At 42.1% G+C, this 15008-nt stretch carries 18 protein-coding genes; 15 read left to right on the plus strand and 3 right to left on the minus strand.

The features are described from left to right. The first annotated feature begins 349 nt into the window (after nt 1–349). The 8 genes from PU629_RS07495 to PU629_RS07530 are packed head-to-tail and all read left to right on the plus strand — an operon-like array spanning nt 350 to nt 5394. Nucleotides 350–865, plus strand: coding sequence for a YqeG family HAD IIIA-type phosphatase (locus tag PU629_RS07495; RefSeq protein ID WP_275283660.1), 516 nt, complete (start codon nt 350–352; stop codon nt 863–865). Nucleotides 866–867: 2 nt separating this feature from the next. Beyond that, entirely contained in the window at nt 868–1971 is a 1104-nt protein-coding gene (gene yqeH / locus PU629_RS07500) for a ribosome biogenesis GTPase YqeH (protein WP_275283661.1), read from the plus strand. A gap of 32 nt (nt 1972–2003) precedes the next feature. Next, nucleotides 2004–2855, plus strand: coding sequence for a shikimate dehydrogenase (gene aroE / locus PU629_RS07505; RefSeq protein WP_275283662.1), 852 nt, complete (start codon nt 2004–2006; stop codon nt 2853–2855). Continuing rightward, the gene (yhbY, locus tag PU629_RS07510) at nt 2842–3132 is read left to right on the plus strand and encodes a ribosome assembly RNA-binding protein YhbY (RefSeq protein ID WP_275283663.1); all 291 of its coding nucleotides are present in this window, start codon (nt 2842–2844) and stop codon (nt 3130–3132) included. The genes aroE and yhbY overlap by 14 nt, the downstream gene beginning before the upstream one ends. A 23-nt stretch (nt 3133–3155) precedes the next feature. Then, nucleotides 3156–3722: a nicotinate-nucleotide adenylyltransferase gene (locus tag PU629_RS07515; protein ID WP_275283664.1), complete on the plus strand. Its 567-nt coding sequence runs from the start codon at nt 3156–3158 to the stop codon at nt 3720–3722. Next, on the plus strand, nt 3715–4284 hold the full coding sequence (gene yqeK, locus PU629_RS07520) for a bis(5'-nucleosyl)-tetraphosphatase (symmetrical) YqeK (RefSeq protein WP_275283665.1): 570 nt from the start codon (nt 3715–3717) through the stop codon (nt 4282–4284). Before PU629_RS07515 ends, yqeK begins: the two co-directional genes overlap by 8 nt. 5 nt (nt 4285–4289) lie before the next feature. Then, on the plus strand, nt 4290–4652 hold the full coding sequence (rsfS, locus tag PU629_RS07525; RefSeq protein WP_275283666.1) for a ribosome silencing factor: 363 nt from the start codon (nt 4290–4292) through the stop codon (nt 4650–4652). After that, nucleotides 4645–5394 carry a class I SAM-dependent DNA methyltransferase gene (locus tag PU629_RS07530; protein WP_275283667.1) on the plus strand — a complete coding sequence of 250 codons (750 nt, stop codon included), beginning with the start codon at nt 4645–4647 and terminating at the stop codon, nt 5392–5394. Before rsfS ends, PU629_RS07530 begins: the two co-directional genes overlap by 8 nt. Nucleotides 5395–5505: 111 nt before the next feature. Here the strand turns inward: PU629_RS07530 and comER are convergent, their stop codons facing one another. Then, nucleotides 5506–6363 (minus strand): late competence protein ComER, encoded by an 858-nt coding sequence (comER, locus tag PU629_RS07535; RefSeq protein ID WP_275283668.1) that lies wholly within the window; start codon nt 6361–6363, stop codon nt 5506–5508. 151 nt (nt 6364–6514) lie between these two features. Here comER and PU629_RS07540 point away from each other — a divergent pair, with 151 nt between their 5' ends. The 3 genes from PU629_RS07540 to PU629_RS07550 all read left to right on the plus strand — a co-directional run bounded on the left by PU629_RS07540 (nt 6515) and on the right by PU629_RS07550 (nt 10270). Next, entirely contained in the window at nt 6515–7216 is a 702-nt protein-coding gene (locus PU629_RS07540) for a helix-hairpin-helix domain-containing protein (protein WP_275283669.1), read from the plus strand. A 171-nt stretch (nt 7217–7387) separates the two neighbouring features. Further along, the gene (locus tag PU629_RS07545; RefSeq protein WP_275284376.1) at nt 7388–7927 is read left to right on the plus strand and encodes a ComE operon protein 2; all 540 of its coding nucleotides are present in this window, start codon (nt 7388–7390) and stop codon (nt 7925–7927) included. 27 nt (nt 7928–7954) lie between these two features. Beyond that, entirely contained in the window at nt 7955–10270 is a 2316-nt protein-coding gene (locus PU629_RS07550) for a DNA internalization-related competence protein ComEC/Rec2 (RefSeq protein ID WP_275283670.1), read from the plus strand. 203 nt (nt 10271–10473) lie between these two features. Here PU629_RS07550 and PU629_RS07555 read toward each other — a convergent pair whose 3' ends face one another. After that, nucleotides 10474–10608: a YqzM family protein gene (locus tag PU629_RS07555; RefSeq protein WP_275283671.1), complete on the minus strand. Its 135-nt coding sequence runs from the start codon at nt 10606–10608 to the stop codon at nt 10474–10476. A gap of 316 nt (nt 10609–10924) precedes the next feature. On the opposite strand from PU629_RS07555, the gene holA reads away from it, so the two are divergent. From holA to PU629_RS07575, 4 genes are all read left to right on the plus strand, one after another. Next, nucleotides 10925–11950: a DNA polymerase III subunit delta gene (gene holA, locus PU629_RS07560; protein WP_275283672.1), complete on the plus strand. Its 1026-nt coding sequence runs from the start codon at nt 10925–10927 to the stop codon at nt 11948–11950. A gap of 83 nt (nt 11951–12033) precedes the next feature. Continuing rightward, nucleotides 12034–12897, plus strand: coding sequence for a basic amino acid ABC transporter substrate-binding protein (locus tag PU629_RS07565; protein ID WP_275283673.1), 864 nt, complete (start codon nt 12034–12036; stop codon nt 12895–12897). A 274-nt stretch (nt 12898–13171) separates the two neighbouring features. After that, a complete protein-coding gene (locus PU629_RS07570) occupies nt 13172–13849 on the plus strand; it encodes an amino acid ABC transporter permease (RefSeq protein ID WP_275284377.1) in 678 nt (225 codons plus the stop codon). Further along, nucleotides 13836–14564: an amino acid ABC transporter ATP-binding protein gene (locus PU629_RS07575; protein ID WP_275283674.1), complete on the plus strand. Its 729-nt coding sequence runs from the start codon at nt 13836–13838 to the stop codon at nt 14562–14564. The genes PU629_RS07570 and PU629_RS07575 overlap by 14 nt, the downstream gene beginning before the upstream one ends. A 132-nt stretch (nt 14565–14696) precedes the next feature. Here the strand turns inward: PU629_RS07575 and rpsT are convergent, their stop codons facing one another. Next, the gene (gene rpsT, locus PU629_RS07580) at nt 14697–14963 is read right to left on the minus strand and encodes a 30S ribosomal protein S20 (RefSeq protein ID WP_275283675.1); all 267 of its coding nucleotides are present in this window, start codon (nt 14961–14963) and stop codon (nt 14697–14699) included. Nucleotides 14964–15008: the final 45 nt, after the last annotated feature.

Here is a 15008-nt window from a genome sequence, read left to right on the forward strand (position 1 = left end):
CCTTGGTTCTAGCTATCAAAAACACAACAGTTAAGTATCTATAAAAAATTTAACATGATTTAAAAGACAGAACAACCGTTCTGCTATCCACAGCTTGCGGTGGATAAACTGTGGGTGACTTGTTTATAAGTGTTGGAAGGTCTAGAGGTATTAAGGAGTTGAGTTGTGGGGAAAGTTATCCACAACGCTCTAGTATTGTCGCGATTTGTCGAACGATTTTAGGGGATTTATTAACCGATTGTACATATATTTAAAATTTAATCTTTGGAAAAACGGTTTTAATTCGTAAAAAGGAAGAAGATGTGGGAAAATAAAACAAGATAAAAAGGATGAAGTTAGGAGCGAATGAATGTTAAAACGTTTTTTACCTGACCAACATGTCTCAAACATTTATGAAATAACGCCTGAGACGCTTAAACTACGAGGGGTTAAAGGGATCATTACGGATCTTGATAATACTTTAGTTGCTTGGGACGAGCCTCATGCAACTCCAGAGCTTAAGGAGTGGGTGAATCGAATGCGTGAGGCTGGAATTCAGGTTACTATAGTTTCAAATAATAATGAACGAAGAGTTCGGGCGTTTTGTGAACCGATGCAATTACCGTTTGTCTCAAAGGCTCGTAAGCCCTTGACACGTGCTTTTCATAAAGCGGTGATGGAAATGGGTCTCGTAATAGATGATGTTGTCGTCATCGGTGACCAATTACTCACTGATATATTAGGCGGTAATCGTTTAGGGGTGCATACCATTTTAGTGGTGCCAGTGGCTCAATCAGACGCCTGGACAACACGATTTAATCGAAAAATGGAACGCTTCATACTTGGTTTATTAAGGAAAAATGGTCTGATTCATTGGGAGGAATAAGGGTGTCAGAGGTTATTACATGTGCGGGCTGCGGAATTCCGGTGCAAAGTGAGAATGAGTTACTGCCGGGGTACGTTCCAAAAGCTGCTTTATCGCGTGAAGTTATTACTTGTCAAAGATGCTTTCGATTGACTCATTATAATGAAGTGCCGGATGTGCCTTATGATAATGAAGATTTTTTGAAGCTGTTAAAAACAATCGGAGAAAAGAAAGCCCTAGTGGTTTACTTGGTTGATGTTTTTGATTTTAATGGAAGTTGGGTACCGGGGATCAAAACGTATATTGGAAAAAACGATTGTCTGTTGGTTGGGAACAAATTAGACATTTTGCCTAAATCGACCAATCTTCATAAGCTTGAAATGTGGCTTGGAAAAATGTCTAAATCACTTGGGCTGAATCCAGTCGACATCTCATTAATAAGTGCAGAAAAAGGGACAGGCATCGAGGAATTAGCGGAGAAGATCGAGACTTATCGAAATGATAAAGATGTCTATGTGGTTGGGTGTACGAATGTAGGGAAATCATCGTTTATTAATAAACTCATTGACTTGTTTGGCGGAAATGAGGCTCTTAAAATAACGACTTCACGATTTCCTGGTACAACACTTAACTTTATTGATATTCCGCTTGATGAAACGAACACCTTATACGATACACCAGGCGTTATGAATCCTCATCAAATGGCTCATTTTATTGATAAAGAGGACCTGAAAGTGGTGATGCCTAAGAAGGAGCTCAAGCCAAAGGTTTATCAGCTTAATGAAGAGCAAACCCTTTTCTTTGGCGGACTTGTTCGTGTCGATTACCTTTCAGGAGGCCGGCGCTCATTAGTTTGTTATGTCTCCAATGAATTGTATATTCATCGAACGAAGCTTGAGCAGGCAGATGACCTTTTAGAGAGACAACTTGGTGACCTTCTAGTCCCTGCCTATAATCAGGAAGTGGCAAAAGGGCTCGTGCCGCATTCCATATCGCTTGGGGAAGAAGGCATGGACCTTGTTATTTCCGGGCTTGGTTGGTTGACGGTAAAAGGTGATAAAGGGGCGAAGTTTGTTGTCCATGCACCAAAAGGGGTAGGGGTATCCAAACGGCCATCCATTATTTGATGACTTTAAGAAATAGAGAGGAGAAAAGAAGCGTGTCATTTTTGTTGGGAGTGTTAGGAGATCCGATTGGACATAGTCTATCTCCAATTATGCATAACCGGTGGTATAAAGAATGGAATTATCCTCATTATTATCATGCTTTTCGGCTTTCTAAAGAAAACCTTTCAGATGGTGTAAAGGGATTGAAGGCTCTTCAATTTAAAGGGTTTAATGTCACCATTCCACATAAGGTTGACATTCTTTCCTTATTAGATGAATTGGATGACGAAGCCTCCGAACTTGGAGCCGTGAACACGGTTGTTCAAGAAAAAGGTCGGCTAAAAGGGTATAATACGGATGGAAGAGGGCTGATTTCGGCGATCAACGAAAAATGGCCAACTGCCTTAGAGAAAGCAAAAGTCTTAATGATCGGTGCGGGCGGGGCTTCTCTAGGGGTTGCCCTCACCTTGGCCAAGTCAGGTGTTTCTCAAGTTGATGTCACTAATCGAACCATTGAAAAAGCGGAGGCGATTAGTCAAAAATGTTCGCCATTCGTTCAAACCAAAGCGCTCTCTCTAACTGAGGCAGAGGAAACGCTTGGAACCTATACCATGGTGATCCAATCCACCTCACTTGGAATGGGGCCGCACGGATTAGACCAAATGCCATTGGTCGTAAATCAATTGCAAAAAGGGACGTACTGTATCGACCTTATTTATAATCCGCTTCAAACACGATGGTTAAAAGAAGCAGAGGAAAAAGGGGCCTTGACAATGAATGGGCTTCCCATGCTGGTCCATCAAGGGGCCTTATCTTTTGAACATTGGTTTGGCGTCATGCCCGATACGGCGTCTATGATTACTTTTTTAACTCAACATTTGGAGGAAACACATGCTAACAGGTAAACAAAAACGTTTTTTAAGAAAAGAAGCACATCACATTAAACCCGTCTTTCAAATAGGCAAACAGGGGATCCACGACACCTTTCTCACGGAAATTAATGACGTGTTGGAAGCGCGAGAATTGATCAAAATTAGCGTCTTGCAAAATGCGGTTGAAGAGCCGAAAGAAGCAGGCACCTTGATTGCTGACAAGCTGGATGCTGAGCTTGTTCAGGTCATGGGCAGTGTCATCACCTTATATAAACCGTCTGAGGAGAATCCGACGATTAAGCTCCCCTAATAAAGTGGAAAGGAGCAAAGGAGATGCGAATAGGCTTATTAGGAGGAACTTTTGATCCTCCTCATTTTGGCCATTTAATCATGGCGGAAGAAGCAAGAGCTGCTTTCGAGTTAGATGAAGTGTGGTTCATGCCCACTTATCTTCCGCCGCACAAAGAACGCCGAGTGACCAAAGCAGAACAGCGTATTGATATGGTCAGACGTGCGATTTCCGGCAATCCTTATTTCAAACTTTCTCTTGTTGAATATGAGCGAAAAGGGCGGTCTTACACCTATGAGACGATTGAAATTTTAAAGGAACAGCATCCGGATGTCGCCTTCTATTTTATTATCGGGGGAGATATGGTCAATGATCTGCCCAATTGGTATCGTATTGAAGAGTTGAAAAAAGAAGTCTCATTCATCGGTGTGACGCGCTCACATGTGGAAATTGAGAAAGCCGAACAAAGCGCTCTGCAATTAATTAAGATGCCGGACATTGACATTTCTTCGACGATGATTCGAGAACGAATTCAAAACAAACAGCCGGTTCGCTATTTTTTGCCTGAAAACGTCAGAAATTATATAGAGGAGAACCAGTTATATGACTAATCACGCAATAAGGCAGCAAGTGGAACAACTGTTGCCTGAAAAACGGTTTAATCATACGTTAAGGGTGGCTGAAACAGCGGTCGCGTTAGCCGAGAAATATGGGGAATCCACTGAAAAAACGGAATGTGCTGCTCTTTTACATGACGTGGCTAAGTTTTTCGATAAAGACCGCATGGAAGAGATCATTCTAAAGGAATCCAACATTCCTGATGATTATCTTAAATACCCTATTTCGATTTGGCATGCGCCAGTGGGTGCTGTCTATGCCCGTGATCATTTTCAAATCACGGATCAGGATATACTAAATGCCATCTCTTATCACACAACAGGTCGCCCTGAAATGAGCTTGTTAGAAAAAATCATTTTTGTGGCGGATTACATTGAACCTGGCCGCTCTTTTCCTGGAGTAGAAGAGACGAGGGAGGCTGCCCAAGAGGACTTGGACCGTGCGGTGGCACTTGCCTTAAGAAATACCGTCGTCTTTCTTGCTTCTCGGGCGGCACGGATCTATCCAGATACGATTCATGCTTATAATGCTTTTTGTATAAAGTTGGGGGGATAACAGAAATGAACTCAGAAGCGCTCGCCGTTCATATGGCAGAAGTAGCCGATCAAAAGAATGCACAGGATATTGCCGTTTTAAATATGCAAGGAATTTCGGCGATGGCCGATTATTTCATCATCTGTCAAGGGAATTCCGAAAGACAGGTAGAAGCGATTGCCCGCGACCTTAAGGAACAAGCTTCAAAAGAAGGGGTTGAGGTCAAGCGGATGGAGGGTGCGGATAAAGCCCGCTGGATTCTGATTGATTTGGGGGATGTGATCGTCCATGTTTTTCATCGAGAAGAAAGAGCTTATTACCAATTAGAGAAGCTCTGGGGAGATGCGCCTCGAGTTGAAGTCCCAGGTGTGACGAATTTGCATGTCTAAGAGTTATGAACAGTTTTCGTCTCTTTATGATGAACTGATGGCAGAGGCGCCTTATGACCGATGGCTGAGTTTAGTGGAGACTTTTTTTGCACCTGCTGAAGAGATGGAGCTTCTTGAGTTAGGGGCTGGAACGGGTACTTTGGCTTTATCTTTGGCACAAAAAGGCTATGTGATGACCGTGTCCGATTATTCATCAGAGATGTTAGCGATTGCTGAACAAAAATTCCGGAAAATCGGCTTTGATGAGCATATCCCATTTTATTTATTAGACATGAGCGATTTTGACCTGGAAACGGAGTATGACGGGGTGTTAATATTTTGTGATGCCCTTAATTATCTTCCTGATCAGGAGGCGGTGAAACAGACGTTTATAAACGCCTATCGCCATCTGAAGCCAGGAGGGTATCTGTTATTTGATGTTCATTCAACGGCTAAAATGGACTTTTTTTTAACACATGAGACGTTTGGTTCGAGCGATGAAGAATTAAGTTATCTATGGGAGTGCTTTCCAGGGGAGGCAGCTCATAGTGTGATTCACGACCTTACTTTTTTTGTTCAGGAAGATGAGGGGCTGTACAGAAGAGTTGAAGAAACCCATGAACAGCGGACTTACCCGATTGAGGTTTACCGTTCCCTGCTTCATGAAGCAGGCTTCACCGACATTGAGATCATCGGAGACTTTCAATCGGAAGCCCCATTAGATGAAAGCGAACGCTGGATATTTGTTTCTAAGAAAAAATAAGAAGCGCCTGATTTAGGCGCTTTTTTGAATGGGTTCTTTTTTGAAGTAAAAAAAACGGATCTCCAATGCTGATTCGCAGGAAGGAATGAGTCCGTTAATGTCGAATATAGTCTATAACTCATTGGAGTTATCTTTACCCCCGTCTACTCCTACCCCAAATTGGGCATCCACCGTTTCATGATCCTTTATAAACTTCTCTTGTGTCTTTTCAAACATATGTTCAAAGACAGGACCTATTTCAGCTTCGAGTACTTTTAGCCCTTCACCCGTCACGCCGCCTTTAACCTGAACCTTCTCCCTCAACGTTTCAAGAGTGTAAAAATCCTCTTTTATTAATTGTCCGAACCCAATCATCATGTTGGTGGCAAGGGTCGTAGCTTGTTCCTTTGTAATGGGAGTGACTTTGACCGCTGCTTGAATCATTCGTTCCAATAAGTAACTTATAAAGGCAGGACCGCAGCTTGAGATGTCCGAAGCAACACGTGTAATGTCCTCGTTTATTTCCAAAGGAATGGAAATTTTTTTGAACAAGGAATAGAGGAAGTTTCTTTGTTCATGTTGGCAGCGGTCTCCGAAGGTTATTAACGTTGTACCAGCTAAGGCTCGATTCGTAATACTAGGTATGATGCGGGCGCACGCGCAATTGATGACAGATTCAAGCTGATGAACGGAAACGGGGCTTGTAATCGAAACAACCAATTTATCTCTTGTCAAGAGCGGCTTTAACTCGGTTAATAATGGGTGAATTTGGTGAGGCTTTACACATAAAAAAATAAGGTCCGCTTGTTCGATGAGTGTTTCATTGCATTCAGTAACCGTTATATCTGGGTAAGCCGCCTTCAGCGGTTGTGTTTTTGTAAGTGTTCGATTCGTAATTATAAAATCTGAGGAAGGAGCTGCCTGACCATCAATTAAAGAACTTGTTAAGATCGTCCCCATATTTCCTGTCCCAATCATTCCTATTTTCAAAAAGTCCGCCTCCTTTTCCCAACATTAAACCACCGATCATCCGACCGTTTTATCTCGTAGAACCCATGCCTTATTTTTAAAAAAAGAACTGTTCCTTTACACACCCTATGCCATTTTCTGTGAGATTATGATACAGAAAGAAGGATTGTTGATGAAAAGCATTCACAAAAAGCTCATGGTTGTCCTGACCAGTTTTCTCTTATTTATATGTTTCATTAGTTTTTTAGCCTTTAACCATCACAAGAACACCGATAACTGGGGGGAGGTTCTGGATAGCAGAGAGACTAATACGGTATCAGGTTCATCCGAAACGCCCACCGCACCGCCTCCTACTGAACCTTCAAAGGAGACAACGGAAAAAGAAGAAACGCCTAAGACGGTGACGATTATGATTGATGTGAAGGGAGCGGTCGTTCATCCAGGTGTTTATACGATTTCAAATACGAGTCGAGTGGTGGATGCGATCGACATCGCAGGCGGCTTACAAAAGGACGCCGACTCAGCAAAATTGAATTTGGCAGAGCATTTGGCTGATGAAATGGTGATTTATGTGCCAAAAAAAGGGGAAGAGCTTCCTGATGAATTTTCTTCTGGTACGGTGAGCCCTTCTGCTTCATCTCCCACCGCAAATACGACCTCAAGTTCCTCAACAACTTCTACCCTTGTTCACCTGAACTCGGCAACTGAGGCCGACATTGAAACCATTCCGGGTATAGGACCCGCAAAGGCAAAGGCAATATTGGATTATCGGGAGCAGAACGGCCCATTTAAAACGATTGAGGATCTTGGCAATGTGTCAGGGATTGGTGACAAAACCATTGAGCGATTAAAGCCTTATCTAGATCTGAATTAAAAATTGGGACATTATGGGTTTAGGGACCTAAGGATTGACGCCCGGATTTAATGATCAGTAAAATAGTAAGAAGGGATCATTTATTAAAAAAATGATGGTAGAGGCTAGAAAGTAGAAAGAGGGGAACTTAGTTTGGGACAAACACAACGACTATCATGGGATGATTATTTTATGGCTCAAAGCCATTTGCTAGCTAATAGAAGCACCTGTGCCCGTTTGGCGGTTGGGGCAACGATTGTAAGGGATAATCGCATTATTGCGGGCGGATACAATGGGTCGATTGCAGGCGGCGTGCACTGTATTGATGAGGGCTGTTATGTTGTAGACGGTCACTGCATTCGGACTATCCATGCAGAAATGAATGCCCTTCTCCAATGTGCAAAATTCGGGGTTCCGACCCAGAATGCTGAAATCTATGTCACTCATTTTCCATGTCTCCAATGCTGTAAAGCCATTATTCAAGCGGGAATCAAGAAAGTTTATTACGCATCGGACTACAAAAACCATCCTTATGCGATTGAGCTTTTTAATAGCGCTGAAGTAGAGACCATCAAAGTGCCTTATGACAGTATCTTTGAGGAATCGATAGACGACAAGCAAACCCATTTTATTGCCGATCTACTCAAACGTCTAGAGAAAAAAGGGACAAGTCATGAAGAAATGAAAAGTCTCTATGAAAATGCCCAAGCTCTTTTTTCTCGAGGAAACTAATCCCCAAAATAAGGAAGAAGAGATTGTATGATGAGATGGGTTCGGTGGGATTGGCTTGGCGTATGCGCGGTTTTTGGCGTTCTGACAGGTACCGCTCATCACCGGTTTTGGCTGCTAAGTCTCCTTCTAATAAGCTTGCTCCTGATTGTCCGGTATCGCAGGCTCCTCCTTCTTAGTCTAATGGTTTTTCTGACCATTTATGGGCTAACCACGCTTACAAACCAGTCGATCAGCCAGTCATTGACAGGGGACAAAATGGTTCAAGGGCGTCTTCAAGGCGCTCCTGTCTTTGATGGTGATCATATCACCTTTATTTTTCAAACCGTTCTCGATCAAGAGATCATATACGGCAACTATTACGTTCAAACACTCAGTGAGAAGGAAAAGCTTGAAAAGGCCTTATTACCTGGTGTGACGTGTTCGATCAGAGGTGATTTTGGTCAGGCTTCTCCCAATCGAAATCCTTATGGGTTTAATTTTAATGACTATCTCCAAAAAAAATCGGTTTCAGGTGTCAGTGATATTTCTTCGATTTCAGATTGTCAATCCCTCGCTCTTTCTCCTATGGATAAGGTTCAACGAATAAGACTGAAGTGGATTGATTTTATACAATGGAAACTGCCAACTCCCCTCAATGGATACATCCTCGCATTAGTCTTTGGAACAAAAGATCTGCTTCCCGCCGATATCCTGTCCGCCTATCAAACCCTCGGGCTTAGTCACCTGCTTACGGTTTCTGGCCTGCATGTCGGGTTACTCAGTGCCTTTTTTCTGTATTTATTAAAAAGGTTGGGATGGTTAAGAGAGACGAGCTATCTTGTTTTTTTATGTGCCATTCTACCTTGTTATGTGCTTATAACAGGAAATGCCCCTTCAGTTCTGCGAGCGGGCCTGATGATCGCATTTGTCCTTGTTAACGAACTTAGAGGAAGGGCGCTACCTCCCATTCAAGTGATTGGCTTAATTGGAGCAGGCTTGCTATTTTTTTCCCCCGATATCCTTTACCAATTATCCTTTCAGCTGTCGTTTACTGTCACTTTAGTGATTCTCTATTCATGGCGTTTATTGAAATCCATGAAGAATCGCTGGCTCCTTCTGAGTTCTCTATCCGGCCTAGCCCAACTTGGAGCGCTCCCCCTCATTCTTTATCAATTTTTCCAATTTTCCTGGTTAAGTATTTTCATGAATCTTCTCTATGTCCCCTTTATTTGTTATGGGTTGCTGCCAATCAGTTTTCTTTTTGCTATTCTTTCTTGGCTTCCTTCTTCCGTTCTTTCCCTCATGCAGGCCCCTTTATTCCCCCTCATTCATAGCTCCGAGTGGCTGTTAGCTCAAGCGGCCAATTGGTCCTATTCAATGGTGACACTTGGCCGCCCTAATGGGATTGAACAGCTTCTTCTTGCGGGGAGTCTGATGGTTTGTTTCCGGTTTTGGGAAGCTTTAAGCCGTTATCGAATGAGTGTGTTGCTACCCTATATAATGACAGGGATTCTCATAGTGGCTCATATTGGGTTGGCTGACTTGATGCCAACAGGTAAGGTTGTCTTCCTGGATGTGGGGCAAGGGGACAGTATATTTATTCAATTGCCTCATAATGGGCAGACCATTCTCATTGATACAGGTGGGCAATTAGCGATTCCGAAAGAGGATTGGCAGAAAGAAAAGAGGCCGTTTGAAGTGGGGAGAGATGTTGTGCTTAATGAATTAAAAGGGATGGGGATTACGCATCTGGACCTGTTAGTTCTAACACATCGTGATGTGGATCATATCGGTGGGGCAAAAGGGATTGTCGGGCATATTCCGATTAGAACGATAATGGTTAGTTCATATTTTGTCCCTTCTGATGCGGAAAAAATTTGGTTAAATCGTGCGAAACAACTAGGGACAAAGTTAATCATTGCGAAGGCAAAAGAACGTTGGCAGGTGGGGGATGCGCGCTTTCAAATTCTTTGGCCTGCTGAGCCAACGACCACCTCTAATGGGACGTCTCTTGTGATAAAAGGTGATTTTGGCGGAAAGTCATGGCTTTTTACAGGGGATTTAGAGGCACCGGAAGAGAAAAAAGTCTTATCCTTATTTCCTGACTTAAAAGTGGATCTTCTAAAGGTGGGGCATCATGGCAGTCAAACTTCCTCATCTGACCTATTTATTAAAAGCATTCAGCCTAAACTTGCGATTATTTCTGTTGGGGCGAACAATCGCTACGGGCATCCAAACAGGGACGTATTGGACCGTCTGACTAAATATGGCATTCCTTACTTAAGAACCGATGAAGCAGGCGGAATCACCATTCGATTTGACGATCATCGAATTCTATCTGTACAACCCACCATACAAAAGTAATGCTGGAAAACTCGCCTTGCCTTTTTGGGCTTGTTTAGAGGTTTAGTGTCAAAAAGAAGCGGGAAACTAATGGATACATCATCCTCTTTATGAAATAGGGCCCCATTAACCCCGAAAATAGCAATTATCCTTTAAAATGGCCATAAAAAATAAAGAGACGTCCTAAGCGTCTCTTTATTATGTCAAGTATGTAGTTCTTTTAATTACGACATGATCTGTTTGATAACAATGCCAATAATAAAAATAACAATGAAGAATAAAAAGGAATAATTAAAACCGGTCATAGCATCGACAAAGTCATTGCGTTTATCATGAACCTCTTTTTCAAATTCATTCATGGCGATCGCTCCTTATCGAAGTATCTTTTCTTAATATTTAGTATAAAGGAAACGCTTTAAATTGCAACTACCAAAAATTATCATGGATTGTCAAGTGTTGACACCCATACTTTTGAAGCGCATAGGATATCCTATTATTAAGAAAAAATCATCGCTTGCTTCAATCGACCTAGGCGGTTTGAAGGGGCGTTTATATAGATTTTCTTATGGAAGGACCCGCGCCCGCCGGTCCTTCTTCCTTTGTTTTGGTGAATTTGTCTGCGTACAAATTTAAAGTATAATGGAGGATAGTTAAAAAAAGAGAGGGACTTGTGACATGGGGACTGTTATTAGTAAAGGCTGGACGATTAAGCCGCCATTTCAACCCGTATATTTATTTTACGGTACTCAAAGCTTTTTGATTAAACGTTTAAGGAAATCAATCGCAGATCAAGCGGTGGATCCAGCTGATCGAGATTTTAATTTATCTGTTTATGACTTAACAGAAACACCAATTGAAGTAGCGATTGAAGATGCCATGACGCTGCCTTTTTTGGGGGAGAATCGTGTGATTGTTCTTGAAAATCCTATTTTTTTGACAGGTGATACAAAAAAGACAAAAGTTGAGCATAATTTGGATGTGTTTTCGGAATACATAGAAAATCCTTCTCCGAGCACCATTCTCATTGTTGAAGCGCCTTATGAAAAATTGGATAAACGCAAGAAGGTCGTAAAACTTCTTGAATCTAAAGGGGTGGTTTTAGAATTAAATCAAGTCGGTGAGAAAGAACTATACGATTTATTAAAGTCTGAAGCGGCTCAGTTTCAAGCGGTTTACACGGAAGCGGCCCATGAGCGATTAATGGCACTTGTAGGCTTTCACGTCGCTCAATTGATCAATGAGGTTCAAAAATTATCTCTATATGTGGGAGAGGACGGAGAAATTGATACCGCGGCTGTTGACTTACTTGCCACCCGTTCCATTGAAAGCAATGTTTTTGACATGGTTGATTTAATTATGAGAGGGAAAGGGGCAGAGGCGATTCAGCTTCTTGAAGAGTTGTTTAAACAAAAGGAAGAACCGATCCGTTTATTAGCCCTCATTATGCGACAAATTCGCATTTTGTTACAAACTATATTGCTGACGAAAGAAGGCTATTCTCAGAAACAGATTGCTTCTCGTTTGAAGCTCCATCCTTATGCCGTTAAGATCGCAAACGAACAAGGAAGACGCTTTGATATCGGCCAGCTTAAAAGGGCATTGGTGTGGTGTTCGGATACCGATTATGCGATGAAAACAGGGCAGGAAGAAAAGCAACTCAGCTTACAATTATTAATCCATCGCATTTCGACAATAAATTAGGGGAATTCTGACATTTCATTTGAAAAAATTGGGATCAAATAGTAAACTTAAAAGGCATGATAGAAAAATAGAGGAGGACTGACATGACAAAAAGGAGAATTTTAGGATTCTTAGTCGTGATCTTATGCCTATCTGCTTTTTTAGTAGGATGTGGATCAAGCAAGGGAACGAGTGATAAGAGTTCCGGCGGCGGATCAAGCAGCACTGGTGGAAACAAGTCAAGTAATACGATTCTTGTTGGGGCAGATACGACCTTCCCGCCTTTTGAATCGGAGAAAAACGGGACGGTTACAGGGTTTGACATTGAGATGATCAAAGCCATTGCCAAAAAAGAGGGCCTGAAGGTGGAACAAATCAAAACCATGCCTTTTGATGGGATTATCCCAGCCTTACAAGGTGACCAAGTAGATGTTGCGGTTGCTGGGATTACGATCAAAACCTCTCGCATGGAAACAGTTGATTTTTCAAATGCCTATTACAAATCAGGTCTCTCGATTTTAGTTAAGAAGGATTCTGGTATTAATTCCTTAGATGATCTCAAAGGGAAATTAGTCGCAACTAAGAAAGCGACATCATCAGTTGACTTCTTAAAAAGTCACGGCTTCAAGGATGCCAATATCAAGCAATATGATGATATTAACACAGCCTACCAAACGCTTGAAAGCGGTGGTGCAGATGCCGTAGTATTTGACAACCCAGTTAATATTAATTTTATGAATTCTCACGATGATGTACATATCGTTGGCGGATTGTTAACAGGGGAATATTACGGTATTGCCGTTACGAAAGATAAGCCTGAACTTCTTAAGAAGATTAACGACGGCCTAAAAGCCATCCAAGACGATGGGACCTATGCTAAGCTATTTGATAAATATCTTGGCGGCGATAAGAATGGGCTGGTTAATGATGTGAAGGCCCCAAAAGATGTTGCTCTTGATGATGAATGATCGTAACGTTTAACAGATAGACACTGATAGCGCAGCACTCTCTTCTTCAGTGCTGCGCTTTCTCATGACGGTCTATCAAAAAAGGTCGAATAGGATGAGGACTTTTTAAATGAAGGATAGACTCATTTAGCTTGATGGATTCATCCGACAAGACTAAGGCTTTTTCTTGGTCGCTTTAATCCATCAAGCCATTCTATTTGCTTGAACCTAAAACGGTTGTTAATTTAAAATGAGCCTATAACAAACTGAAAATTTGTATGTTTTATTGAAAGGAGTGGTTATTCTGCAGGTTATTTGGAGTAGTTTACCTGTTGTTCTTAGCGGGCTATGGCTGACGATTGAATTTTCGCTGATCGCCATTGTACTAGAAGTGATCATCGGATTGATTGCCGCCCTTATGCGCTTGTCTAATGTCGCGGTTTTACGATGGATTGCAACCGCATTTGTTGAACTTTTTCGCTCAACACCATTATTAGTTCAATTGTTTTTTATAGTTGTAGGATTGCCAAGTATTCTGCCTCTTAACCATATATTTGGACCGCGATTTTACCCTATTTTAGGAGCTATTGTTACTTTAGGATTAAATGAAGGGGCTTACGTAACCGAAATCGTTCGAGCTGGTATTTTGGGCGTTGATCGCGGTCAAAAGGAAGCAGCTGCAAGTATTGGGATGAACGGGTTTCAAACGATGCGTTATATCGTCCTTCCACAGGCTTTTAAACGCATGATTCCGCCTCTTGTCAACCAAGCCGCCCAAACGATTAAGGATACGACCTTGCTTGCGCCAATAGGAATTGTGGAAATGCTCTATAAAAGCCAAACTGTCATTGCTGAGACATTCAAGGCGTTTCAGATCTACAGTTTAGTTGCGGTTCTTTACTTCATAATTATTTTCGCTGTGTCTAAATTAGCCGCCTATACGGAGAGGAGGCTGCAAGTTGATAAACGTTAAAGATCTGCATAAATATTATGGTGCAAATGAAGTTTTAAAAGGGATTTCCAATCACGTTGAAGAAAAGGAAGTTGTGGTTGTGATCGGTCCTTCTGGCTCAGGGAAAAGCACCTTTCTTCGCTGTTTGAATGGTCTTGAAGAAGTGACGAGCGGAACCATTGAAATCAATGGAATGGAATTAACCAATCCAAAGACGAACATCCATAAATTACGTCAACACGTTGGCATGGTTTTCCAGCAATTTAATCTGTTTAAACACTTGACTATAATGGAGAATATCACCATCGGACCTCGAAAAGTATTGGGACGAGGGGTAAAAGAAAGCGAAGAAATAGCGCGAAAGTTATTGGCTAAAGTTGGATTGAACGATAAGGACACAAGCTACCCCGATGAACTGTCAGGCGGACAGCAGCAGAGGGTCGCCATTGCTCGAGCACTTGCTATGGAACCCAAGGTCATGCTCTTTGATGAACCGACTTCCGCACTTGACCCTGAAATGGTCGGAGAGGTGCTGCAGGTTATGAAGGACCTTGCGAGAGATGGCATGACAATGGTAGTCGTCACGCATGAAATGGGGTTTGCAAGAGAGGTAGGAGACCGAGTGCTGTTTATGGATGGCGGATATCTCGTTGAAGAAGGGCCGCCCTCCGAAATTTTTGATCATCCTAAGGAACCGCGTACACAAAGCTTCTTAGCGAAAGTTTTAAAGCACTGATTAGGTCATGGTAACGAGGTCGCATTGCTAGTTTAACTTTAGCAAGAGGCCACTCGTTTTGCAAAAACTAACTGAAGTAAAAAGGACTAAAGCCATTGGCTTTAGTCCTTTATTAGTGCTTAACGTTGTTCATTACGCGGAAACACTGTTCAATTTCTTTGACAAACGTGATTTTTCACGAGCTGCTTTATTTTTATGAATTAAGCCTTTTGTAACAGCTTTGTCAATCTTCTTAGTGGCGTTTAAGAAAGCTTCTTGAGCGCCAGCTGCATCATTTTGTTCAACTTTTACATTGAATGATTTGATTGATGTACGCATAGCAGCTTTAATCGCATGGTTATGTGCGCGATTGTCTTCGCTTTTGTTTACACGCTTAATAGCAGATTTGATGTTTGGCATGGTGTCACCCCCTTAAAACTGATCCGAACTCTATAAAAGACGCTT

The sequence above is a fragment of the Pullulanibacillus sp. KACC 23026 genome (genome assembly GCF_029094525.1).
Classification (GTDB): domain Bacteria; phylum Bacillota; class Bacilli; order Bacillales; family Sporolactobacillaceae; genus KACC-23026.

Excerpts from the sequence above, each read along its gene's own strand:
- PU629_RS07495 (WP_275283660.1), top strand. The coding sequence starts at position 350 with ATGTTAAAACGTTTTTTACCTGACCAACATGTCTCAAACATTTATGAA.
- yhbY (WP_275283663.1), top strand. The coding sequence starts at position 2,842 with ATGCTAACAGGTAAACAAAAACGTTTTTTAAGAAAAGAAGCACATCAC.
- PU629_RS07515 (WP_275283664.1), top strand. The coding sequence starts at position 3,156 with ATGCGAATAGGCTTATTAGGAGGAACTTTTGATCCTCCTCATTTTGGC.
- yqeK (WP_275283665.1), top strand. The coding sequence starts at position 3,715 with ATGACTAATCACGCAATAAGGCAGCAAGTGGAACAACTGTTGCCTGAA.
- rsfS (WP_275283666.1), top strand. The coding sequence starts at position 4,290 with ATGAACTCAGAAGCGCTCGCCGTTCATATGGCAGAAGTAGCCGATCAA.
- PU629_RS07530 (WP_275283667.1), top strand. The coding sequence starts at position 4,645 with ATGTCTAAGAGTTATGAACAGTTTTCGTCTCTTTATGATGAACTGATG.
- PU629_RS07540 (WP_275283669.1), top strand. The coding sequence starts at position 6,515 with ATGAAAAGCATTCACAAAAAGCTCATGGTTGTCCTGACCAGTTTTCTC.
- PU629_RS07545 (WP_275284376.1), top strand. The coding sequence starts at position 7,388 with ATGGCTCAAAGCCATTTGCTAGCTAATAGAAGCACCTGTGCCCGTTTG.
- PU629_RS07550 (WP_275283670.1), top strand. The coding sequence starts at position 7,955 with ATGATGAGATGGGTTCGGTGGGATTGGCTTGGCGTATGCGCGGTTTTT.
- PU629_RS07555 (WP_275283671.1), bottom strand. The coding sequence starts at position 10,608 with ATGAATGAATTTGAAAAAGAGGTTCATGATAAACGCAATGACTTTGTC.
- holA (WP_275283672.1), top strand. The coding sequence starts at position 10,925 with ATGGGGACTGTTATTAGTAAAGGCTGGACGATTAAGCCGCCATTTCAA.
- PU629_RS07565 (WP_275283673.1), top strand. The coding sequence starts at position 12,034 with ATGACAAAAAGGAGAATTTTAGGATTCTTAGTCGTGATCTTATGCCTA.
- rpsT (WP_275283675.1), bottom strand. The coding sequence starts at position 14,963 with ATGCCAAACATCAAATCTGCTATTAAGCGTGTAAACAAAAGCGAAGAC.